General features: G+C 55.3%; 24 protein-coding genes and 1 tRNA gene. 15 read left to right on the top strand and 10 right to left on the bottom strand.

Features of this window, described 5'->3' with window-relative positions:
• Positions 1-17 precede the first annotated feature (17 nt).
• Entirely contained in the window at positions 18-815 is a 798-nt protein-coding gene (locus tag GEAM_RS13205) for a hypothetical protein (protein WP_034792227.1), read from the top strand.
• A 64-nt stretch (positions 816-879) separates the two neighbouring features.
• Here GEAM_RS13205 and GEAM_RS13210 read toward each other — a convergent pair whose 3' ends face one another.
• Positions 880-1,818 (bottom strand): alpha/beta hydrolase, encoded by a 939-nt coding sequence (locus tag GEAM_RS13210; protein WP_034792229.1) that lies wholly within the window; start codon positions 1,816-1,818, stop codon positions 880-882.
• A gap of 265 nt (positions 1,819-2,083) precedes the next feature.
• Between GEAM_RS13210 and GEAM_RS13215 the strand changes: the two genes are divergently transcribed.
• Positions 2,084-2,890: a polysaccharide lyase family 7 protein gene (locus GEAM_RS13215; protein WP_244956670.1), complete on the top strand. Its 807-nt coding sequence runs from the start codon at positions 2,084-2,086 to the stop codon at positions 2,888-2,890.
• A gap of 46 nt (positions 2,891-2,936) precedes the next feature.
• Here the strand turns inward: GEAM_RS13215 and eco are convergent, their stop codons facing one another.
• From eco to GEAM_RS13235, 3 genes are all read right to left on the bottom strand, one after another.
• Positions 2,937-3,449: a serine protease inhibitor ecotin gene (gene eco, locus GEAM_RS13220; protein WP_034792231.1), complete on the bottom strand. Its 513-nt coding sequence runs from the start codon at positions 3,447-3,449 to the stop codon at positions 2,937-2,939.
• Positions 3,450-3,967: 518 nt separating this feature from the next.
• Positions 3,968-5,152 carry an ATP-binding protein gene (locus tag GEAM_RS13230; protein WP_034792235.1) on the bottom strand — a complete coding sequence of 395 codons (1,185 nt, stop codon included), beginning with the start codon at positions 5,150-5,152 and terminating at the stop codon, positions 3,968-3,970.
• Positions 5,149-5,844 carry a response regulator gene (locus GEAM_RS13235; RefSeq protein ID WP_034792279.1) on the bottom strand — a complete coding sequence of 232 codons (696 nt, stop codon included), beginning with the start codon at positions 5,842-5,844 and terminating at the stop codon, positions 5,149-5,151. Before GEAM_RS13235 ends, GEAM_RS13230 begins: the two co-directional genes overlap by 4 nt.
• Positions 5,845-5,970: 126 nt before the next feature.
• Here GEAM_RS13235 and GEAM_RS13240 point away from each other — a divergent pair, with 126 nt between their 5' ends.
• Both GEAM_RS13240 and GEAM_RS13245 read left to right on the top strand, forming a co-directional pair.
• Positions 5,971-6,759 (top strand): MipA/OmpV family protein, encoded by a 789-nt coding sequence (locus tag GEAM_RS13240; protein ID WP_034792237.1) that lies wholly within the window; start codon positions 5,971-5,973, stop codon positions 6,757-6,759.
• A 114-nt stretch (positions 6,760-6,873) separates the two neighbouring features.
• Complete coding sequence (locus GEAM_RS13245) at positions 6,874-7,317, top strand: helix-turn-helix domain-containing protein (RefSeq protein WP_051899518.1); 444 nt, start codon at positions 6,874-6,876, stop codon at positions 7,315-7,317.
• 183 nt (positions 7,318-7,500) lie between these two features.
• Here the strand turns inward: GEAM_RS13245 and GEAM_RS13250 are convergent.
• Together GEAM_RS13250 and GEAM_RS13255 are read right to left on the bottom strand one after the other, a co-directional pair.
• Positions 7,501-7,577, bottom strand: a tRNA-Arg gene (locus tag GEAM_RS13250).
• A gap of 160 nt (positions 7,578-7,737) precedes the next feature.
• Positions 7,738-8,649: an L-lactate dehydrogenase gene (locus GEAM_RS13255; RefSeq protein ID WP_034792239.1), complete on the bottom strand. Its 912-nt coding sequence runs from the start codon at positions 8,647-8,649 to the stop codon at positions 7,738-7,740.
• A 182-nt stretch (positions 8,650-8,831) separates the two neighbouring features.
• Between GEAM_RS13255 and folD the strand changes: the two genes are divergently transcribed.
• A complete protein-coding gene (folD, locus tag GEAM_RS13260) occupies positions 8,832-9,698 on the top strand; it encodes a bifunctional methylenetetrahydrofolate dehydrogenase/methenyltetrahydrofolate cyclohydrolase FolD (protein ID WP_034792241.1) in 867 nt (288 codons plus the stop codon).
• 28 nt (positions 9,699-9,726) lie between these two features.
• Positions 9,727-9,948, top strand: coding sequence for a ribosome-associated protein YbcJ (gene ybcJ, locus GEAM_RS13265; protein WP_034792243.1), 222 nt, complete (start codon positions 9,727-9,729; stop codon positions 9,946-9,948).
• Positions 9,949-10,045: 97 nt separating this feature from the next.
• Here ybcJ and cysS read toward each other — a convergent pair whose 3' ends face one another.
• A complete protein-coding gene (cysS, locus tag GEAM_RS13270) occupies positions 10,046-11,437 on the bottom strand; it encodes a cysteine--tRNA ligase (RefSeq protein WP_034792245.1) in 1,392 nt (463 codons plus the stop codon).
• Between the two features lie 285 nt (positions 11,438-11,722).
• Between cysS and ppiB the strand changes: the two genes are divergently transcribed.
• Together ppiB and lpxH are read left to right on the top strand one after the other, a co-directional pair.
• Complete coding sequence (gene ppiB / locus GEAM_RS13275) at positions 11,723-12,217, top strand: peptidylprolyl isomerase B (protein WP_034792247.1); 495 nt, start codon at positions 11,723-11,725, stop codon at positions 12,215-12,217.
• Between the two features lie 11 nt (positions 12,218-12,228).
• A complete protein-coding gene (lpxH, locus tag GEAM_RS13280; protein WP_034792249.1) occupies positions 12,229-12,951 on the top strand; it encodes a UDP-2,3-diacylglucosamine diphosphatase in 723 nt (240 codons plus the stop codon).
• A gap of 19 nt (positions 12,952-12,970) precedes the next feature.
• Here the strand turns inward: lpxH and GEAM_RS13285 are convergent, their stop codons facing one another.
• Positions 12,971-13,582 carry a MiaE family protein gene (locus GEAM_RS13285; RefSeq protein WP_034792250.1) on the bottom strand — a complete coding sequence of 204 codons (612 nt, stop codon included), beginning with the start codon at positions 13,580-13,582 and terminating at the stop codon, positions 12,971-12,973.
• 182 nt (positions 13,583-13,764) lie between these two features.
• On the opposite strand from GEAM_RS13285, the gene purE reads away from it, so the two are divergent.
• The gene (gene purE / locus GEAM_RS13290) at positions 13,765-14,274 is read left to right on the top strand and encodes a 5-(carboxyamino)imidazole ribonucleotide mutase (RefSeq protein WP_034792251.1); all 510 of its coding nucleotides are present in this window, start codon (positions 13,765-13,767) and stop codon (positions 14,272-14,274) included.
• Positions 14,271-15,335: a 5-(carboxyamino)imidazole ribonucleotide synthase gene (purK, locus tag GEAM_RS13295; protein ID WP_034792252.1), complete on the top strand. Its 1,065-nt coding sequence runs from the start codon at positions 14,271-14,273 to the stop codon at positions 15,333-15,335. The genes purE and purK overlap by 4 nt, the downstream gene beginning before the upstream one ends.
• A 77-nt stretch (positions 15,336-15,412) precedes the next feature.
• Here purK and ybbP read toward each other — a convergent pair whose 3' ends face one another.
• Both ybbP and ybbA read right to left on the bottom strand, forming a co-directional pair.
• Entirely contained in the window at positions 15,413-17,845 is a 2,433-nt protein-coding gene (gene ybbP, locus GEAM_RS13300) for a putative ABC transporter permease subunit YbbP (protein ID WP_034792253.1), read from the bottom strand.
• Entirely contained in the window at positions 17,842-18,528 is a 687-nt protein-coding gene (gene ybbA, locus GEAM_RS13305; RefSeq protein WP_034792254.1) for a putative ABC transporter ATP-binding protein YbbA, read from the bottom strand. The genes ybbP and ybbA overlap by 4 nt, the downstream gene beginning before the upstream one ends.
• Here ybbA and tesA point away from each other — a divergent pair.
• The 5 genes from tesA to GEAM_RS13330 form a co-directional block, all read left to right on the top strand.
• A complete protein-coding gene (gene tesA, locus GEAM_RS13310) occupies positions 18,499-19,140 on the top strand; it encodes a multifunctional acyl-CoA thioesterase I/protease I/lysophospholipase L1 (protein WP_034792255.1) in 642 nt (213 codons plus the stop codon). The genes ybbA and tesA overlap by 30 nt on opposite strands.
• A gap of 58 nt (positions 19,141-19,198) precedes the next feature.
• Entirely contained in the window at positions 19,199-19,975 is a 777-nt protein-coding gene (locus tag GEAM_RS13315; protein ID WP_034792256.1) for an SDR family oxidoreductase, read from the top strand.
• Positions 19,976-20,101: 126 nt separating this feature from the next.
• The gene (locus GEAM_RS13320; protein WP_034792257.1) at positions 20,102-20,959 is read left to right on the top strand and encodes a co-chaperone YbbN; all 858 of its coding nucleotides are present in this window, start codon (positions 20,102-20,104) and stop codon (positions 20,957-20,959) included.
• Between the two features lie 280 nt (positions 20,960-21,239).
• Positions 21,240-22,148 (top strand): SPFH domain-containing protein, encoded by a 909-nt coding sequence (locus GEAM_RS13325; RefSeq protein WP_034792258.1) that lies wholly within the window; start codon positions 21,240-21,242, stop codon positions 22,146-22,148.
• The coding region (locus GEAM_RS13330) for an NfeD family protein (RefSeq protein ID WP_034792259.1) at positions 22,148-22,569 on the top strand (422 nt) is incomplete at its 3' end. The genes GEAM_RS13325 and GEAM_RS13330, both read left to right, overlap by 1 nt.

The following is a 22,569-nucleotide window of genomic DNA, read 5'->3' on the forward strand; positions in this document are numbered from 1 at the left end:
CTAAAGAGGACGTTTCCATGAATGAAGCATCAAGCCCGGTTTTCTCCCTGCACTATGTCGGCATCAACCTGAAGAGAGGCGTCGCCTCGGATCAGTTCGAAGAGTTCGTGCGCCAAAAAGGGGTGAACATTCCGGCCTATCCGGGCTGGCAGTGGACGCTGTTGCGCGGGCTGCGCGGTGAGCGCGAGAACCAGTATTTGATGGTTTATCAGGCCAAAGATGCCGCCACCTATGCCCGCTATGTCGATAGCAACGGCGAGCAAACGGCGGAGGCTCGCGCCTTCTGGCAGCAGCACCCCGAGGCCGCCAAGCTGATTGACGAGTGGAAAACCTTCGGCACTTTTGCCGAACTGCCAACCATTTACACCTACTACAGTCTGGTGGCGGAAAACCAAAACAGCTCACTGCCTGCAGGCCCGAACTACCGCAACGTGCCGGGGCAGGAGAAAATCGAGCGCATCGTCGGTATTCACAACTTGGCCTTAAAGCCGGGCGTCACGCCGCAGCAGTTTGAGCAGTTCATCACCGACAACATTCATCGCGTCGAGGACTATCCGGGCTGGAAATTCCATATGCTGAAGGGCCAGAGCGGCAACCGTCTGGATCAATACGCGGTGATGTTAATCATCGAGAGCCTCGAGTCACTTAACTCCTTCCACCCGGATTTGGACGTTTCCACCGAGAAAGCCTTGAAGTTCGTGGCCGAGCATCAGGACACCGAGCAGATGTACACCGAGTGGAAGGAGCTGGCGTCATTCTCCGGCGCGCCGCAGATTTACACCGATTACATCACCGTCGGCGGCAATCAGGGTTAAGCTTTCGACATACTAGCCGTATAAAAAAGGGCAGCCACTGGCTGCCCTAATTGCATCTTACACCTTAAGCTTCCAGCCACGCCTTGTAGCGCGAAGGCCACTCCACCGTTGGCGTGCCCGGCTTGCCCATGCCAAAACCGTGGCCGCCGGAGGAGTAGCGGTGCATATCCACCGGCACGTGCTCGCGCTCACAGGCGGCAGCCATGATCAGCGTGTTGTGCGGGTCAGAGATCGGGTCATCCTCAGCCTGCACTAAGAACATCGGCGGCGTGCGCGGAGTAACAAAATTCTGTACCGACCACGCGGCGTTCTCCTGATCCGTGGCCCTCGGCCCGACTAAAACCTTGTGGGTTGAAGTGCGGGTGTAAGGCTTCTCAAGAGTGATAATCGGGTAAATCAGCGCCGCGCGGTCGGCATAGGCCGGGGTGCGGTCCAACGCGTCCTGCTCAGGGTAAGAGCGAAAATCCGGGCGCGTCGACGCCAGACCGAGCAGGTGTCCGCCCGCCGAGAAACCGAGCACGCTGACGTGCTTTTCGCGGCTGCGCACAATGCGCAGCGCGCGCTGGGCGTCCTGCAAAGCCACCACGCTGCCGTCATTCCAGCCTTCGCTCGGCAGGCGATAAGTCAGGACGTAGGCGGTGTAGCCGAGCTTGGTCAGCCAGTCCGCCGCAGGCCACGCCTCCTGCCCCATCTCCATGCGTTTATAGCCACCGCCGGACGCCACCAGCACCGCCTGCCCGTTTGGGCGAGCCGGTTGGAACACGCGCAGCGACGGATGAGTGACATTACTCAGCGCGCCTTTTGCCGAGAGAACTTCACCACCAGACGGCCCACCGCCACCCGGCGGAGTCCCTTTCCATAAAGCAATTTCGGTGTACTGCCCCGACGGTTGCGCGGCCAGAGCGCCGTCTTCCGACACCGCGTGTTTACGCGCCAGTGCCGACCCAGTGCGTACCGCCACCATCGCGGCGGCTGACCCAATAATAAACTGACGACGATCCATGGATTTCCTAATTGGTTGGGGCTGATATTGCTCCTATAACAGCATAGAAAATAGCAGAGATCTTGAAGACTTTATTTCGCAGAAACGGGTTATTGTAAGCAGAACTTTCGGCGCAATAAACGTCAGGAAAAAAGAGAATTAGACAAAGGTTGTTACTAACAAATGGCGCTAAATGCCGGGCGAATGGCGTTCGTTTAATAAGCCAGTGCTTTACTGATTCAAGTACCAGAACCCACCAGAAAAGCATGATTGATGAGGGCCAGTTATGACGGTAAAAATGCAGTGGATGATTCAGCGTAAAAGCACCCTATTCAGCGCCCTGTTGCTGGCACTGAGCAGCGCCAACGCCTTTGCCGAAGGGGGACAAAATACCCCCGCTAAAAATTTTCCCATCCTGAAAGACGCCTATATTTTGCAGGCTTTTGACAGCAGTAAAAAACCCAATGAAGAGCCGATCACCAGCGGCCTGAAAAACAGCTATTTTTACAGCAACTGCGCCGACGCCGAACGCTGCGACTCCGCCATTCCGCAGGGCGCGACCATGTTCAGAGCGCCGTCGGGCTTTGGCTCCACGCCGCACAGCGAGTTTCCACGCGCCGAACTCCGTGCCAAGAAAAACTTCGTCAACGGCGACGACTTCACTAACACCCAGACCGGCTCGGTGTATATCGTCAAAAATCCCGACACCAAATCCATCATCTTTGCCCAGATCCACGGCGACAAACCGGGCGGCTCGGAGCTGCTGAAACTGCGCTGGCAGAACGGCGACATCGTTGCGGGCGTCAAACCGCATTATGGCGATAAAGAGCAGCGCACCACCCTGCTCTCCGGAGTGGGTTTAAAAGACAAAATCGACTATAAAATCGAAGCCAAAGGCAGCAAAAGCGAGATAAAAGTCACCGTCGAAACCACGGCAGACGGCAAGACCAGCAAGAAAACTTTCAGCTATCCAAAAGAGAGCTGGCAAGGCATCGAGTTGTACTTCAAAGCGGGGAATTATAACCAAGATTCCAGCAGCGACGGCTCAGAAGCCGTGGTCGCTTATGGCGCGCTGGATGTGAGTTATCGGTGATAGCCAATGAGGGGCAGCGCTGCCCCTCATTGATTGCAGATGCGACTTACTTCGCTTCTGCCGTCTTCACATTATTATCCGTGGTCCAGACGCGGTATTTCACTTCCACATCTTTTGGGGTGTAGACCACGATTGGCAGCTTGCTGTTGTAGCGATCGAAGGTCTGGTCGCCGAGGTTCGCGGCGATGAACTTCTTGGTTTTGGTCTGGTTCGGGCAGGCCATCATGGTGGAAGCCGGGGAAGAGAGCTGCTCCAGCACCAGATAATCGTAGCCCCAGCCTTGCAGCGTTTTGCTGGTCAGCTTGCCGCCCATCATGTGGCGGTTGCAGTCCACTTCTAAGGTTTTACCAATCAGCAGTTCAACCTTGAAATTATCCTCATTTTCCAGCTTCGGCAGGTAAATCACCTGACGAACCATCCCCTTTTCAGCCTGCGGATAAGGTGCGACTTTCTCCAGCGGCAGCTTGCTGATGTCTGCTGTGTCACCCGTTGCCGCCGCCATCGAATTAGCAGAGAGAGCCATCATCATTCCAGACAGTGCCAAGGCCATGAGTTTCATATTCAATCCCTATGTTTGTGTTCTCTGAGAACCTTTCTCAGATGAAAGAATTACTTCGGTGAGTTTTTTTAGCATAAATGATTGGTTATATCAAAATTCATAGCGGTAATTTTACGTAAATCATTAATCATCGGGATCATGTAAAACCCTTTGCTACTTTTTCCCTGTTTCTTTCACCGGCAAACCCCGCTTAGCTCTAGAACCTAGGAGCCGCAGGTTATACCGACTATTCTCCCGCCCTCGGCGCTTGAGCAGCATTAAGCCAAGCCGAATTCTTGTCGAGTAATAATTCAGCACCAAAAGAGTGGGAAAAAGGATAAGCCATGGCAGTAAATGACGCAGCCGATGCAGGGTAAAAATATGGCCTAATGCCCGTCTGGCGTAATCGATGAATATCAGCGTCATAACACGGTTCCTGAATAGCAATGACGCTATTCAACTCAAACCGTGTCCAGACTTACGCGATGTTTCATCAAGGATGTATCAAGACGGGCAATTATTGTTGCCCGCCTCGACCATCAGAGTGATGAGGTTAAAAAGGAAGGTAAAAAGATCGAGATAAGTAATCCACCAGTTTCCGGCTGGGTGGCCTTAATGGTGCCCCCATGCGCCTGACATATCGCGCGTGCAATGGAAAGTCCGAGGCCGCATCCGCCAGAATGGCGCGCCCGCGAGGAATCTGCTCGGGTGAAACGCTCGAAAATCGTCGGCAAAAACTCAGTTGGCACGCCCGGACCATAATCGCGAAATGTTATTTCGTGGCCCCGATCATTCTTGGCAATGTCAATCACCAGACGTCCGCCCTCTGCGGCGTAGCGCAAAGCATTTTCCATCAGAATGGTGAATACTTGCCCAAGGCGGAATGGGTCGCCGGTATAACGACATTGGGCCGGCGCGTTAACCGTGATTGCCATACCTGCTGCGGTGGCCTGCGGCTTTAACCAAATTACCCGTTCATGCAGAATATCGGTCAAATTAGTGGCGCTTTTACTGAGTTTCAGCTGGCCGGCATCTGCCAGTGAAAGCAGAAGAAGTTCATCGGAAAGTCGGCTCAGATACTGCAACTGCTTCATGACCATCTGAAGCTGCTGAGGTTCGGCGGCAAAAACCCCGTCGATCATGCCCTGTAGCCTCCCCATCGCGGCAGTTAAGGGTGAACGCAGCTCATGGGCCATGGCTACGTGAGATGCGCGAAGTTCACGGTCATAACGTTCAAGTTGCTGGGTCATGACATTGAAATCTTCCGTCAGCCGGATGAGCTCCATCGGCACCTTTTCCGCCACCACGGCTCGCGTGCCAAACTCCCCTCGCGCCACGGCACCGGCGGCATTAGCCAGTTGGCTGACCTGCGCCGAGAGAGGCCGCGCGGCACGTAGCCCCAGTACAATGATAAAAGGGATAACAATCAGAACCAGAATGCCCACCATCGCCCAATCCGAGGTGGCAATGGTGGGCTCCGAATAGCGTAGACCCCAGCCTTGATCGACAATTTGATGGAAACGGGCCGGATTCAATTCCGGCTGGTCACGCAATAACGCAAACTCAGCTCGCATCTCCGGCGACATATGCGAGATTATCCAGAAATTGAGAATGCCGTAGCTTAGCCACATACACAGGGCGATCAAAACGACAGAGCTGATAGCTAATGCTAAAACACGGACGCAAATCCAGCGCCAGAGGGACTGCGGTTGTGTACTTCTCATGGTTGCCTGAACCTATAACCGACCGAGCGGACATTGATCAGCACATCAAAAACCCCTGCCGATTCGAGTTTTTTACGTAAGTTGTAGACGTGTGTATCCACCACTCTCTCCAGCGCCTCGCTGTCCGGCAGGCAACGTTCCAGTAACTCTTGGCGGGTAAAAGCGCGGGTTGGCGCGCGCATTAGCACCACTAGCAATGCGAATTCAGTGGGCGTCAGCTCAAGCCCAGATGAACTTCCGGCATCATCCGTTACCTTAACTGCCATCGACTCAACATCAATCTCCAGCCTCTGCCAACGTAAAATCTGCTCTTGGCGATGTTGTGGCGCGACGCGCCTTAACACAGCCTGAACCCGCGCCACCACCTCGCCGGGATTGTAGGGCTTCACCACATAGTCGTCCGCTCCGTAACGCAGAGCACCGATTCGGTCCGGCGCCTCCCCCATGGCCGAAACCATAATCACCGGGGTATCGCTTTTACGGCGCAGCGTTGACAGCACTTCAGTACCATTCATACCGGGCAGCATGACATCAAGCAGGATAATGTCAGGCTTCCAGCTGCGAGCCTTATCCAGACCGCATAAACCGTCGCCGGAAATGGCTACGTCATAATTTTCGCGATCAAGATAAGCCTCGAGCACGCTGGCGGCGTCAGCATCATCCTCGATAATCAGCACTCTTTTTTTCTGCATTTGAACGACCTTGACAGTTTCTTCATAAAACCCAAGCAGATTATTGACACAATGGCGCCACACTTCCTGCATCAAACGCACCATTAATCTGTTGTTGAGCCCAACCCCGTGGGAATGAGAAACCTAATGATATCCAGAAAACTTATTATGCCTATGGCCTATATTGCCTTTGCGAGCAGCATCACAACCGCGCAAGCCGGCGAGACAAGCCCCTCAGAATCCACCGTGACTTTGGGGATTGGGGCACAAAACGCACCGGCTTACAGCGGCTCGGAGAAGCGCCGCACTGATGTATTACCCGTCATTCAGGCACGCCAAGGCGCCGTGTTTTTCGATTCACTCAAAGGTATCGGCTACGACCTGCAAAGCGAAAATGGGTTGTATCTGGAACATACGCTGGGCTACCAGTTGGGTCGTGCTGACAAAAAATCCAGCTGGCGTGATGGCTCGGACAGGCTAAAAGGCATGGGCAATATTAAAGCGGCCCTTAATACCGCGATAGCGGTGGGCTGGCAAGCCACCTCGTGGCTTTCGCTGGAGGGCAAAGCCACACTGCCCCTGACTGATGGACAAGGGGGACAATATCAAACTTCGGTGACAGTGGTGCCGTGGCAGGATGAGAGCGATACCGTGGCGTTTGAATCCGCCGCGCTGTTTGGCGATCGCCGTTACATGAAGACATTTTATGGCGTGAGCGAACAACAAAGTGCGCGCAGCGGCTATGCAGCTTATCAGCCCGGCGGCGGGCTGTACGGCGTCGAAAGTGACCTGACGTGGAGCCATCAGTTAACGCCCCACTGGTCGACGATGATGAATGTTGGTTACACATGGCTGAATGATCATGCTTCAGATAGCCCGATAGTGTTCCGGCGTAATCAGGTGAGTACCTCGGCGGCGGTGCTTTACACCTTCTAAGGCGAATAAATTGTCTTGGGTGACAATAAATTCAGGCGGCCGAAACAACTCGGCCAGCCTATTCCTCTTTCGCGATGTTCGGAGCTTTTAATTCTCCCAACAGTAGTGATTAACATGACAAATAAAGAAGAGTTTCAGTTATCTATCGTCATTAATGTCTTAGCTTGGCTCGACGAAAATATTACTCAGGGACTGACTATTCATTCTATCGCGGAATACTCCGGGTATTCTCACTGGCATCTACAACGCATATTTAAAAAATATACTGGCGTGACGCTCGGTAGTTATATCAGCAAAAGGCAATTGTACTTCGCCGCACTCGACCTGCTTGGCCAAGAGAAAGATATCGTGCTGGTCGCCATGAAATATGGCTATGAATCACAACAGACCTTCACCCGCGCATTTAAATCTAGATTACGGGTCAATCCGGGCAGAGTGAAAAGATTCACTCCGACACAAGCCGAAGACTTTACCCAGCAAACATTGAAAAAAATGTTTGCGTTAAATGCCCCTGTTAAGAGATTCAATAATATACCGGACATCGGCTTGGCGGCCTGAAGGACGACTTTATTCGCGGATTGTGTTGTCAGGGTCAAGTGCATAGAAAGGGTTCGTCGCTATACTCAGCTTTCACCGAATCTTCTTTCGAGCACACCAAGAAATTCAATTCACAGTCTAGTGAACACGACACTTGAGATAAAACGAGTTGGGATGAAACTGAAGTAACTCTTTGATTTGAAATGGTACGCCCTACAGGGCTCGAACCTGTGACCTACGGCTTAGAAGGCCGTTGCTCTATCCAACTGAGCTAAGGGCGCATTGCAGTCCCGGATGGGAGCGTTGCGGACTCGGATTATACGGGCAGACCGCGGTGAGTCAATGGCTTTCGAACTCACTGCTTAATGACTGAACAATTTGCGATAATTTATCAGCCATTACGCGCCCTGCCCGTTTTTTTCCGTGCAAAATCAATCGGTACTATTTTTCTGAATTGATGGCGGCCAAAATCACGCGGGATGAGGCGTGGTAGGCGATATTCTCATAGGCCGTGAGTTCTGGCATCAAGGTTTGCACCACGCCGCGTTTGCCGATGACCGCCGGTTGGCCGATATACACCTTGAGGTTTTCATCCCACGCCGACACCGGATAGACGCTGTTGGCATCCGACAGAATGACGTCCACCAGCCTTGCCGTCGCGGTGGCGATGCCGAAACTGGTCCAGCCTTTGCCCTGTAGAATATCCCAGCCGCCGCCGCGCACTCTATCGTCCATCTGCGCCCAATCCACGTCGCGATCGCCCGCCAGTTCGGCTACCGGGCGGCCGCCGAGGCGCACGGTGCTCCAGGCGACAAACTGCGACTCGCCGTGTTCACCCAGCACGTAGCCAGTCACGCTTTTTGGGTCGAAGCCAAAGAACTCCCCCACCACGCGCTTCATGCGAGCGGTGTCCAGCGACGTACCTGTGCCGAGCACCTGACTGTGCGGGAAGCCGCTGGTTTGCTGAATGATTTGGGTAATGACGTCGCACGGATTGGTGATGTTGAGGATGACACCATCAAAGCCGCTGGCAATCACCTGCGGAATCACTTGCCGAACCGCCGCGCGGGTCTCGGCCAGCTCCTCCAGCCGGTCTTCGCGCAGCAGGGTTTTTGGCCCTACGGCGACCACCAGCACGTCGGCATCATGCAGTTCGGCGTAGTCATTCGCCAAAACTTTGACCCGCGAAGAGACTAGCGAGGCCATGTCACGCAGTTCTAATGCCTGACTTGTAGCCTTAGGCTGATTTTCATCCAGCAGGACGATGACGTCACATAAGCCTTGTGTAACCAGAGAAAAAGCGACGTCAGCACCGACATGGCCAGCGCCGACAATACCCACTTTACGTACCATCTTGTTTTATCCTTATTATTTTGATGTTGTGCCTTTTTAAAATAGCTATTTTTTAACCACAAGTCGTAACAAAACTGCGGCTATTTTTATGCTGAAGATCATTCAACGCCTGACAGCGCCTCTCGCTTCTGCCAAAATAGCGCCATCCCCCTGCATTTACTCATTGATGGATTTACTCCCTAATGTCAGCAAAGATTATTGACGGTAAAACGATTGCGCAGCAGGTTAGAAGCGAAGTTGCGGAAAAAGTTAAACAACGAATTGCAGCCGGAAAACGCGTTCCAGGCTTAGCCGTTGTTCTGGTGGGTGAGAACCCGGCCTCGCAAATTTATGTCGCCAACAAGCGTCGCTCTTGCGAAGAAGTGGGCTTCCTGTCGCGCTCTTATGATTTGCCGATGACCACCACCGAAGGTGAGTTGCTCAAATTGATTGATGAGCTGAATAACGACAGCGATATCGACGGCATTTTGGTGCAACTTCCGCTGCCAGCGGGCATCGATAACGTCAAAGTGTTAGAAAGCATCCGCCCAGACAAAGACGTCGATGGCTTCCACCCTTATAACGTTGGCCGCCTGTGCCAGCGCGCGCCGACCCTGCGCCCATGCACCCCGCGCGGCATCGTCACCCTGCTCGAGCGTTATGGCATCGACACTTACGGCCTCAACGCCGTGGTGATAGGCGCGTCCAACATCGTGGGCCGTCCGATGAGCATGGAATTACTGCTGGCGGGCTGCACGACTACCGTCACCCATCGCTTCACCAAAAACCTGCGTCATCACGTTGAACACGCCGATCTGGTGGTGGTTGCGGTCGGCAAACCGGGCTTTATTCCGGGTGAATGGATAAAACCGGGCGCAATCGTGGTGGATGTGGGTATTAACCGGCTGGAAGATGGTAAAGTTGTCGGCGATGTGGAATTTGATGCCGCCGCCGAGCGTGCTTCATTTATTACACCGGTGCCGGGCGGCGTAGGCCCGATGACGGTCGCGACGCTGATTCAAAATACCTTGCAAGCCTGCGAGGAATACCACGACATCAGCGCCAACTAAAAATCTGTAATTGATAAGTCAGGAATACATGGAAACTTTTTATCTCGAAAAACACCCGCACGTTGAACTGTGCGACCTGCTCAAGTTTATGGGCTGGTGTGAAAGCGGTGCCGCGGCCAAAGCCGTGATCGCCGAAGGTCAGGTGAAGGTCAACGGGCAGGTAGAAACCCGCAAACGTTGCAAAATTCTCGCCGACCAACAGGTCGAGTTCGCCAGCAGCAAGCTGGTGGTCAAAGCTTCTGCTGAATAAGCTCGGCTAAGACAATAAAAAAGCGCGGTGGAGAAATCCATCCGCGCTTTTTTTTATTTTAGAGCACTACCCGGGGGAAAAATGACAAGTAAATAGCTTATTTGCGACGCCAAGTGGTGCCTGCTGGGCCATCTTCCAACACAATTCCCATCTCATTCAGACGATCGCGAGCTTTGTCCGCCATACCCCAATCTTTGCTGGCGCGGGCGTCGTTACGCTGTTTGATCAAGGCTTCAATCTCAGCCACTTCGTCGTCGTTTTCTGCCTGAGCGCCGGATTGCAGGAACTGCTCTGGGTCTTTCTCCAGCAGGCCCAGCACGCCAGCTAACTGACGCAGTTCTGCCGCTAAGCCGTTGGCCGCGTTGATATCTTCCGCTTTCAGGCGATTGATGTCGCGCGCCATGTCGAACAGCACGGAGTAGGCTTCTGGGGTGTTGAAGTCGTCATCCATGGCGTCACGGAAGCGCGCCACGAAGGCTTCGCCACCGGCAGGTTTTGCCGCAGCGTCAGTGCCGCGCAGCGCGGTGTAGAGGCGCTCCAGCGAGGTACGCGCCAGTTTGAGGTTATCTTCGCTGTAGTTCAGCTGGCTGCGGTAGTGCGCGGACATCAGGAAGTAGCGCACGCTTTCGGCGTCGTAATATTTCAGCACGTCGCGCACGGTGAAGAAGTTATCCAGCGATTTGGACATCTTTTCGCGGTCAATCATCACCATGCCGGAGTGCATCCACGTGTTCACATACGGGCCGTCGTGAGCACAGGTAGACTGGGCGATTTCGTTTTCATGGTGCGGGAACATCAGGTCAGAACCGCCGCCGTGAATGTCAAAATGCTCGCCCAGCTGCTTGCAGTTCATGGCTGAACACTCAATGTGCCAGCCCGGACGGCCTTCGCCCCACGGGGAAGTCCAGCTCGGTTCGCCCGGCTTGGACATCTTCCACAGCACGAAATCCATCGGGTTGCGTTTGACGTTAGCTTCAACTTCCACCCGCGCACCGGCTTGCAGCTGCTCGAGGTCCTGACGGGAAAGCGCGCCGTAGTCCGCATCGCTTTCCACCCAGAACATCACATCGCCATTAGAGGCCACGTAGGCGTGGTTGCGGTCGATAAGCTTCTGCACGATGTCGATGATTTCAGCAATATGGCCTGTGGCGCGTGGTTCTGCGTCTGGCGGCAGAATGCCAAGCGCGGCGAAGTCAGCGTGCATCTCGGCGATCATGCGGTCAGTCAGCGCGGTGAAGCTCTCGCCGTTCTCCGCAGCACGTTTGATAATTTTGTCGTCGATATCGGTGATATTGCGCACGTACTTCAGCGAATACCCGGCATAACGCAGGTAACGCGCTACCACGTCAAATGATACGAAAGTACGACCATGACCAATATGACAGAGGTCGTAAACAGTTATCCCACACACGTACATACCGACTTTACCGGCATGAATTGGCTTGAATTCCTCTTTTTGGCGACTCATGGTATTAAAAATCTTAAGCATCAGGCTATTCCGTGTGTTGGGCATAGAAAACGTCAATTGTGGTCATAATATAACGAAAATGATTTCACCGAAACGGCATAAGCCGCCGCAGAGCGGCTTTCTCTGGTCATATTGTTATAAAGTAACACTTAATGTTAGAGAGAAGGCGATTATCAGGCAACCCTTGTTTGTAAAGCGAGCAACTAAAACCCACGGCTGACGCCTGCTTTTGAGTTGTGGTATAAGAAAAGGCTATATTGGGGGCTCACACTGAGAGCACACATCAACATAAGCAGGATGATTATTATGGTTACTTTTCACACCAACCACGGCGACATTGTTATCAACACCTTCGCGGATAAAGCGCCGGTTACCGTTGAAAACTTCCTGAACTATTGCCGTAAAGGCTTCTATAACAACACCATTTTCCACCGTGTCATCGACGGTTTCATGATCCAAGGCGGCGGTTTTGAGCCAGGCATGAACCAGAAAAACACCGATGCGCCGATCAAAAACGAAGCAAATAACGGTCTGAAAAACACCAAAGGCACGCTGGCTATGGCCCGTACCAATGACCCGCATTCAGCTACCGCGCAGTTCTTCATCAACGTCACTGACAACGACTTCCTGAACTTCCGTGGCGAAAACGCACAGGGTTGGGGTTACTGCGTGTTCGCAGAAGTCACCGACGGTCTGGACGTGGTTGAGAAAATCAAAAAAGTAAAAACTGGCCGCAGCGGCATGCACCAAGACGTTCCACAAGAAGACGTGATCATCACTAGCGTTACCGTTAGCGAATAATCGTCGTCTTAATGGCAACGTTTTTTATTGCAGATATCCATCTGTGCGCACAAGAACCGGCAATTACTGCCGGTTTTCTGCGTTTTTTACGTGAAGATGCGCCGCAGGCCGACGCACTTTACATCCTCGGCGACCTGTTTGAAGCGTGGATAGGCGACGACGATCCCGAGCCGCTGCACGCTGAAATTGCCTCCGCGCTCAACGAGTTACATCAGCAAGGCGTGCCTTGTTTCTTTATTCACGGTAATCGCGATTTTCTTGTTGGCCGCCGCTTTGCCCGCGCCAGCCTGATGCAGCTATTGCCGGAGAAGAAAGTGCTGGAGCTGTATGGCCGCCGGGTGCTTATTCTGCACGGCGACACCCTGTGTACCGACGACGTGGGTTACCAGAAGTTCCGCAAGAAAGTGCATAACCCGCTGATTCAGAAGTTGTTCTTAGCCCTGCCCCTCAAGTGGCGTTTAGCCATTGCTGCCAAAATGCGCGCCAACAGCAAAGCCTCAAACAGTGGCAAATCTTTAGAGGTGATGGACGTCAATCCGCAAGCGGTGATCCGCGAAATGGAAAACAACGGCGTCGAGTGGATGATCCACGGCCACACGCACCGCCCCGCGGTCCACGACGTGCCGCTAGACGGTAAAACCGGGCATCGCGCGGTGTTAGGCGCATGGCACGAAGAGGGATCGATGATCAAAGTCAGCGCCGAGGGCGTCGAGCTGATCACCTTCCCATTCTGAATAAACTGATGCGTAAAGGTTAGACCGGTACGCCGCTGTGGAAGCGGAATTGCTCGTCTGGCGACAGAATTAACTCCGCCTCAACTCGTCCGAAAGATTGCACACGCTCGCTAATATCCTCCCCCGCGTACTGCTGCGCCAGTTCGAGATAATCCGTGAAATGGCGCGCCTCGGAGCGCAACAGCGACGTGTAGAAGCGCGACAGCGTCTCATCGAGATGCGGCGCGATTTTGGCAAAACGCTCGCACGAACGGGCTTCGATATAAGCCCCGATAATCAATCTATCCACCAGAATATTCAACTCATCGTGATGGCGCGAATGCTTGATCATGCCGCTGGCGTAGCGCGATGGCGACAGCACGGTATAGGGAATATTGCGCTGCTGCATGATCTCCACCACCTGCTCGAAGTGGTGCAGCTCCTCACGCGCCAGACGGGCGGCGCAGAACAGCAGCTCGGTGCGCTCGACGTATTTGGTCATCAGGCTCATGGCGGTGGCCGCCGCCTTCTTTTCACAGTTGGCGTGGTCAATCAGCATGATCTCTTGATTCTCCAGCGCCACGTCCACCCAACGCGCCGGGGTTTCGCAATGCAAAAAATCATAAATCGGAGCCAACAAAGCCTGTGTCATAAATCAGTTTCCAGTTCATTTATTTAGGATCGTATTGATACGGATTATACAAATCCCGGGCTGACTTCTCACCATAAAACCAACTGTTTCCGGCGACGCAACCGTTTTCCTTGCCAGTTGAGCGTGATATGATTTGCGGCCTCTGCGCGTTACTTACTGATTATCACAGGAGCATTACCGACATGTCATCCAACGTTACCCCAGCCAAAATCGCGATTGTTATGGGGTCAAAAAGTGACTGGGCGACCATGCAGTTCGCCGCCGAGATCCTCACGACGCTGAATATTCCTTTCCATGTCGAAGTTGTTTCTGCTCACCGTACGCCAGACAAGCTGTTTAGCTTTGCTGAACAGGCGTCTGCCAACGGGTTTGATGTGATTATCGCCGGAGCCGGTGGTGCTGCTCACCTGCCGGGTATGCTGGCAGCCAAAACGCTGGTGCCAGTGCTTGGCGTGCCGGTACAAAGCGCCGCGCTGAGTGGCGTCGACAGCCTCTATTCTATTGTGCAGATGCCGCGCGGTATACCAGTGGGTACGCTGGCTATCGGCAAAGCCGGAGCCGCCAACGCCGCGCTGCTGGCCGCGCAAATTCTGGCGCTTCACGACGCGCAGATTGGTAAAGATATCGCCGCATGGCGTCAGGCGCAGACTGACGAAGTGCTGAACAATCCCGATCCTCGGGAGGAAGCATGAAGCCGGTTTGCGTACTCGGAAATGGCCAACTCGGCCGCATGCTGCGTCAGGCCGGTGAACCTTTAGGCATCGCCGTTTACCCAGTCGGGCTGGACGCCGAGCCGGAAGCCGTGCCTTTTCAGCAGAGCGTGATCACCGCTGAAATCGAGCGCTGGCCTGAAACCGCCTTAACGCGCGAGTTGGCAACCCACAACGCCTTCGTTAACCGCGACATTTTCCCGCGTTTGGCTGACCGCCTGACGCAAAAACAGTTACTCGACCAACTCGGTTTAGCCACCGCCCCTTGGCAGTTGCTGGCTGACGCCGCCGAATGGCCGCAGGTCTTTTCCCAGCTTGGCAAGTTAGCCATCGTTAAACGCCGCGTCGGCGGCTATGACGGTCGCGGCCAGTGGCGCTTACGTGCCGGGGAAGAGCAGACTTTGCCCGCCGACTGCTACGGCGAGTGCATTGTCGAGCAAGGCATTAATTTTTCGGGTGAAGTGTCACTGGTAGGCGCACGCGGCCACGATGGCAAAACCGTGTTCTACCCGCTGACTCACAACCTGCATCAGGACGGCATTCTGCGCACCAGCGTGGCCCTGCCAACTCCTGACGCCGCTCTGCAACAGCAGGCTGAAAGCATGCTGGCCGCCATCCTCAATGAGCTGGAATATGTCGGCGTGATGGCGATGGAGTGCTTCGTGGTAAGCGAAGGTTTGCTGATCAACGAGCTGGCTCCGCGTGTACACAACAGCGGCCACTGGACGCAAAACGGCGCGTCCTACAGCCAGTTCGAAATGCATTTACGCGCCATTCTCGGCTTGCCGCTGCCTAAGCCAGTGGTCAGCACGCCGTCCGTGATGGTCAATCTGATTGGCACGGATGTCTCCAACGACTGGCTGAGCCTGCCGCTGGTGAATCTGCATTGGTATGAGAAGGAAGTGCGCGCCGGGCGTAAAGTCGGGCATCTCAACCTGAATGACGCCAGCGCTGAGTTGTTGAAAGATAACCTGAAATCGCTGATCCCGCTGTTACCAGCGGAATACGCCAGCGGCATTGATTGGGCCTTGGCGAAGCTCTGATTAGTACGGCTCCCGCAAGATTGAGGGAGCCGTTTTTATTTACCCTAGTTCAGTTGCCGTAAGTCAGTTGCGGTAAATCAGTTGCCGTAAGCTCTGAACAGCGCCCTTCCCCGCAGTAATCTCACGCCCATCCAACCGCCACAGAGTGACAGCAAAATAGCGCTGATGAGCGGCACCGACCACCACAGCACCATGTTCGGCTCCCAAGGAAAATCAAACACTTTGCGCGTCAGCAGCCACAGCGCGGCTTCGGCACCGACGGCGGCGGCAATCCCCGCAACCAGTCCCAGCACCGCGAATTCACACCACAGGGTGCCGCGCAGCAGCTTCTTACTGGCTCCCAGCGTGCGATACACAATCAGCTCCTGACGGCGCTGGCGCATGCCGACCTGAATCTGCGCCAGCAGCAACAAGCCGCCGCACAGCATCACCAGAATCACCATCACTTCCAGCGCACGGCTTACTTGCTGTAGCACCTGACCCACCTGTTTTAGGATCGAGCCGACATCCAGCAGGCTGAGAGTTGGGAACTGGCGGTTAAGCTCGGTGATCGCCTTGGCGTCCCCTTCGTAGCGGAAGCTGGTCAGCCAGCTTTGCGGCTGAGCATCCAGCGCGCCCGGCGGGAAGATAAAGTAGAAGTTTGGCCGCAGGCTGTCCCAGTCCACTTTGCGCAGGCTGGTGATTTTGGCGCTGAAGTCCTGCGTGTCGCCGCTGAAGGTCAGCGTATCGCCAAGCTTCACGCCCAGACGCCCCGCCAGCCCTTCATCTATCGACACTTCTCCAGCCTTCGGCGGCCCGTCACCGGCCACCAGCGGGTTGTGATCCGGCAGGCCTTGCATCCACGTCAGGTTAAGCTCGCGGTTAACTGCCTCTCCGGCGGCGTCGTCCGGTTTAATGATATCCGTCGACACCTGCTGGTTAATTTTGGTCAGCCGCACGCGCACAATCGGGTAGAACTCTTCCGGCTTGGTCTGATGCTGATTCAGGAATTCCGTCACCTGTGGGATCTGATCCTTGGTGATGTTCAACAAGAAATAGTTAGGGCTGTCCGGCGGCAGCTGCTTTTCCCAACGGTCGAGCAGGTCGCCGCGCAGTACCAGTAGCAGCGCCAGCAGCATAAAGGACATGGAGAAGGCCGCCAGCTGGCTGAGCGTCACCCACGGCTGGCGCACCAGACGGTTGATTGCCAGCCGCAGCGGCAGTTTGCCGACGGTAACGCGGCGCAACAGCAGCAGGCTGCCCCAGCCAATCGCCCCGAGCAGCAGCGACAGAACTACCACGCCCGCCAGCAGCGACCACAGCAAGGTGCTGCCGCCGACCAGCGCCGCCAGTAGGCCGACCACAATCAGCAGCATCACCGGAATAAACCAGCGCAGCGGCCAGACATTGGCGACGACGTCATTGCGCAGCACCCGCAGTGGCTGAGTCGCCAGAAGCTGTTTATAAGGCCGCGCCCCCACCAGCAGGGAGATCACCAGCAGCGAGCCCATCGACCAGATCCACGGCCAAACGCCCGACGGCGGCAAGGCGGTAGGCAGCACTGGCGTCAGCATCTTCATCAGCAAGGCTTCGAACAGCAAACCAATTACACTGCCCGACACCGCCGCCAGCAGCAGCACCGCCACCCACTGGCCGATAATCAGTTTTTGCAGCGAACGGCGGCCCGCGCCGAGGGTTTTCAACACCGCCACCAAGTCATAGCGGCTGCGGCAGTAATGGCCCATGGCGACGGCCACGGCGGCAATCGACAGCATCAGCGTCAGCAGCGCCGAGAGCAGCAAGAACTGCTGGGAACGCTGCAAGGATTTACCCAGAGCGCCCTCGGACTCCTCCATGCCGTACCAGCGCTGGTCCGGTTTCAGCAGCCCTTTGATGGCGTCGCCGTAAGCCTGAATATCCTCCGGCGGACCGGCAAACATGTAGCGATAGGTCAAACGACTACCCGGCTGCACCGCGCCGGTTTTAGGCACGTCCGCCAAGTTCATTATCAGACGTGGCGCCGTCTGGAACGGGTTAAAGCCGGTATCCGGCTCTTGAATAATCTCTCCGGCAATTTTGAAGGTTGAATCGCCGACTTCAAGATTGTCGCCCACTTTCACATTGAGCAGCGCCATGAGGCGCGGGGCGGCCAGCACGGTGCCCGGCTCAGGCTTCATGCCCGGTGGCTGGGTTTGCAAATCGCCGTATAACGGATAAGCAAGATCCGTCGCTTTGACATCCGCCAGCTGCGGCGTGTCTCCGGCGAAAGTCATGGTCATGAAACTGAGCTGGCGGCTGACTTTCAGCCCCTGCTTCTCGGCGTCCTGCAACCAAGCTTCGGTAATGGGGCGTGCAGAACGCAGCACGCGGTCAGCGGCAATAAAATCGCGGCTTTGCTGACTCAGCCCCTTCTCCATGCGGTCGCTGATGCTGCCCAATGCCAGCACGCAGGCCACCGCCAGCGTCAGGGCCAGCCAGACGATTAATAGCGAAGGCGAGCGCCACTCTCGCCAAAACCAGCGCCAAATCATGCTTCCTCCCACAATTTACCGTCACGCAGGCGCAGGCGACGCTGGCAGCGGGCCGCCAGTTGCTCGTCGTGGGTCACTAGAATCAGCGTGGTTGCCGCGTCGCGGTTGAGAGAAAACAGCAAGTCGACGATGCGCTCGCCGGTGGCGCGGTCAAGGTTGCCGGTCGGTTCGTCGGCGAACAGCAGTTTAGGTTTGCCGATAAACGCCCGGGCCAGCGCCACGCGCTGCTGCTCGCCGCCGGAAAGCTGGGCCGGAAGATGGTGCTGGCGCGCGCCCAAGCCAAGCTGCTGCAACAGCTGCACCGCCTGTGCGCGACTATTGGCGTCAGACTCGCCGCGTAGCAGGGCTGGAAGCTGGACGTTTTCCAGCGCGTTGAGGGTCGGCACCAGCATGAAAGACTGAAACACAAAGCCGACGTTTTTGGCGCGCAGCGCGGCGCGGCCCTCTTCGTTCATGTCGGTCAGCGACTGGCCGAGCAGCTTTACATCGCCGCCGGTGCCATCATCCAGCCCGGCCAAAATACCCAGCAAGGTAGATTTACCTGACCCCGACTCGCCGATCAGCGCAATGGTCTGCGCCGGTTTGACAACCAGCTCGACACCGGACAGGATGGTTAACTGACTTTCACCCTGACCGACGTGTTTACTAAGATGATGAACTTCAAGAACGTTTCCCGCTGGCATCTTCCTTTCCTTTTACTTGTATCAATGCTGGTCGCTGCAACGCTGAGTGCTCGCGCTACTGCGGCTGATAAGTTACTGATTGTTGGAGACAGTTTAAGCGCGGTTTATCGCCTGCCGGTTGCTCAATCCTGGCCCACACTGCTCAACAACAAGTGGCAGAGTGAGCAAGGCAAACCCACCATTGTGAATGCCAGTATCAGCGGCGACACCGCGGCGCAAGGGCTGGCTCGCCTTCCCGCGCTGCTCAAACAGCATCAGCCGCGCTGGGTGCTGATTGAGCTGGGGGCTAACGACGGCCTGCGTGGCTTTGCCCCTACGGCTATCTCCCAGACGCTGAACCAAATCATTGGCTTGGTGAAACAGGCCAACGCCGAGCCGCTGCTGATGCAAATCCGCCTGCCGCCGAACTACGGACGCCGTTATACTGACGCCTTCTATGCCATTTACCCGGCGCTGGCGAAGCAGAATGATGTTCCGCTGGTGCCTTTCTTTATGGAACAGGTCGCCGTGAAGCCAGAGTGGATGCAGGATGACGGTTTGCATCCGGCTCAGGTAGCTCAGCCATTTATTGCTGACTGGATGGCGGACAAGCTCGCGCCGCTGGTCAAATAGGCCGAAACCCTAAGTAAACCACAGTCCTGAAAAATAGGGGCTTCTGACAGGTAAAGTTATGCAAAAAGCAGTATTGATCACCGGCTGCTCAAGCGGCATTGGGCTGGTTGCCGCGCACGATTTGCGTCAGCGCGGCTATCGCGTGCTGGCGGCTTGCCGCAAAGCGCAGGATCTTGAGAATCTTCAACAGCAGGGTTTCGAAACCGTACAGCTTGATTTGGATGATAAGCAGAGCGTCGAACGCGCCGCCGCTGAAGTCATCGCGCTGACCGGCAATCACCTGTACGGCCTGTTCAATAACGCCGGTTACGGGGTTTACGGGCAGTTGAGCGGCATCAGCCGGGAGCAGTTCGAGCAGCAATTTTCCACCAATCTGTTCGGCACTCATCAGCTCACCCAGTTGCTGCTGCCCGCCATGCTGGCCCACGGCGAAGGGCGCATCATTCAAACCAGCTCGGTGATGGGCTTAATCAGCACGCCGGGGCGCGGGGTCTACGCCGCCAGTAAATACGCGCTAGAGGCTTGGTCTGACGCGCTGCGCATGGAGCTGCACGGCACCGGGATTCAGGTCAGCCTGATTGAGCCCGGCCCGCTGACCAGCAACTTCACGCAGAACGTTAATCAGTCGCAGGCCGACAAGCCGGTGAATAATCCGGGTATCGCCAAGCGTTTTACCCTGACGCCAGAGGCAGTTTTGCCAAAATTGCGCCATGCTTTAGAAAGCCCGAAGGCGCGACTGCGCTATCCGGTGACGCTGCTGGCGCACGGCATCACGGTGCTGCGCCGCCTGTTACCCGGCCGCGTGCTGGATAAAATCCTGCGCGGTAATAGCTAGCAGCTAGGGGTTGAAGCTGGCACAAGTGCCCCCATTTAGCTTTTAACATCTTATTATTTATCACAATCTCGGTGCGAAACTGTTCAACAAGGGACATGGCTTCACCAAGATAAGAGAGACTGATTTATGCTGGCACAACCTTCTGTCATTAATATCAATGAAACCAACCTGCACCAGACGTTAGAACAGTCCATGTCGGTTCCGGTGATGTTTTACTTCTGGTCCGAACGCAGCCAGCACTGTCTGGTGCTGGGGCCGATCCTCGACAAGCTGGCGGCTGAATACGCCGGGCAGCTGATTCTGGCAAAAGTCGATTGCGACGCGGAACAGATGATTGCTCAGCAGTTCGGTCTGCGTTCAATCCCGGCGGTTTATCTGTTTAAAGACGGCCAGCCGGTTGACGGTTTCCAAGGCCCGCAGCCGGAAGAAGTGATCCGCGAACTGCTGCAAAAAGTGTTGCCGAAAGAAGAAGAGTTGAAAGTCGCTCAGGCTCAAGAGTTACTGCAAGCCGGTGACCTGACCGGAGCCCTGCCGCTGCTGAAAGAAGCCTGGCAGCTCAGCCAACAGCGCAGTGATATCGGCCTGTTGCTGGCTGAAGTGCAAATTCAGCTCAACCGCAGTGAAGATGCCGAAGCCGTGCTGGCGACTATTCCGCTGCAAGATAAAGACTCGCGCTATCAGGGGCTTATCGCGCAGATCGAGTTGTTGAAGCAAGCTGCCGACACCCCAGAAATCCAGCAATTGCAGCAACAACTTCAGCAAGAGCCGGACAACGTTGAGCTGGCGGTTAAGCTCAGCCTGCAACTGCACGCGGTTGGCCGTAATGAAGAGGCGCTGGAACTGCTGATGGCACCGCTGAAGAAAGATCTCGGCGCGGCTAACGGTTCTGCGCGCAAAACGCTGATGGATATTCTGGCTGCGCTCGGCACTGGCGACGCGCTGGCCGCCAAATATCGCCGCCAGCTGTACTCCTTACTTTACTGATCCTCAGATGCTTCCCCCAGCGCGGCACTCGTCGCGCTGGTCCTTGAACTCGATCTTCATTTGTCCTGAACTATCCTTATTCCATACGACTTACGCCTGTTTTGTGCGACAATCTCCTATGAGCAAAATATATGCATTGTGCTCACATGAATTTGTTTTTTCTGGAGAATCTCCAGAAAACAATAGGACACGCAGCCATACCCCAAATAGTTCCAGTTGCAGGAAAGCAACTCACGCCTGCCTAGCTTGAAATATCTAAGGTATTACAGGAGTTCAAACTATGTTGACCGTAATCCCGATTATTGTGGTTCTCGCCCTACTGGTGGTTTTCGCCGGTGTAAAAATCGTTCCTCAAGGCTATCAGTGGACCGTCGAACGTTTTGGCCGTTATACCAAAACCCTGATGCCCGGCCTGAATCTGGTTGTGCCCTTCGTCGACCGCGTCGGCCGCAAAATCAATATGATGGAACAAGTGCTGGATATTCCTTCTCAGGAAGTGATCTCCCGCGATAACGCCAATGTGGCCATCGACGCCGTCTGCTTTATTCAGGTGATTGACCCAGCGCGCGCCGCCTATGAAGTCAGCAACCTTGAGCAGGCGATTGTTAACCTGACCATGACCAACTTCCGTACTGTTTTGGGTTCGATGGAATTGGACGAAATGCTGTCACAACGCGACAATATCAACGCACGTTTGCTGCATATCGTCGACGAAGCCACCAACCCGTGGGGCGTGAAAATCACCCGTATCGAAATTCGCGACGTGCGCCCACCGGCAGAGCTTATCTCGGCGATGAACGCCCAGATGAAAGCCGAACGTACCAAACGCGCGGATATCCTTGAAGCCGAAGGTGTGCGCCAGTCAGCCATTCTGCGCGCCGAAGGTGAAAAGCAGTCTCAGATCCTGAAAGCCGAAGGTGAGCGCCAGTCGGCATTCCTGCAAGCTGAAGCCCGTGAACGTGCGGCAGAAGCAGAAGCTCAGGCCACCAAAATGGTGTCTGAGGCAATCGCCGCGGGCAGCGTGCAGGCCATCAACTACTTCGTGGCGCAGAAATACACCGACGCGCTGACCAAAATCGGCTCAGCCAATAACAGTAAAGTGATCATGATGCCGCTGGACGCCAGCAGCCTGATGGGCTCCATTGGCGGTATTGCGGAACTGTTGAAAGAAACCAAAGGCGGAAAATAATGCTGCAACAGCTTATAGCAAGCCCGCACCTGTTTTGGCTGTCACTCGGCGGCCTGTTGCTGGCAGCAGAACTGCTCGGTGCGAGTGGTTATTTGCTGTGGAGTGGCATTGCGGCGGCGTTGGTCGGCTTACTGACTTGGCTGTTGCCGCTGTCGTGGGAATGGCAGGGTGTGAGCTTTGCCGTGCTGACGATGGTCGCCGCGTGGCTGTGGTGGAAGTGGCTCAGCACGCGCCAGAGGCCGGACCGGCACAATGGTTCGCTCAATCAGCGCGGCCAGCAGTTGGTCGGCATGCATGCCACGGTGCTTGAACCCATGAGCAACGGCTACAGCCGCGTGCGCATTGGCGACAGCACGTGGCGCATCACCAGCACCGCGCAACTCAGCGTGGGCGACGACGTGGTCATCACCCAAGTCGAAGG

The sequence above is a fragment of the Ewingella americana ATCC 33852 genome, assembly GCF_000735345.1.
GTDB classification, from domain to species: domain Bacteria; phylum Pseudomonadota; class Gammaproteobacteria; order Enterobacterales; family Enterobacteriaceae; genus Ewingella; species Ewingella americana.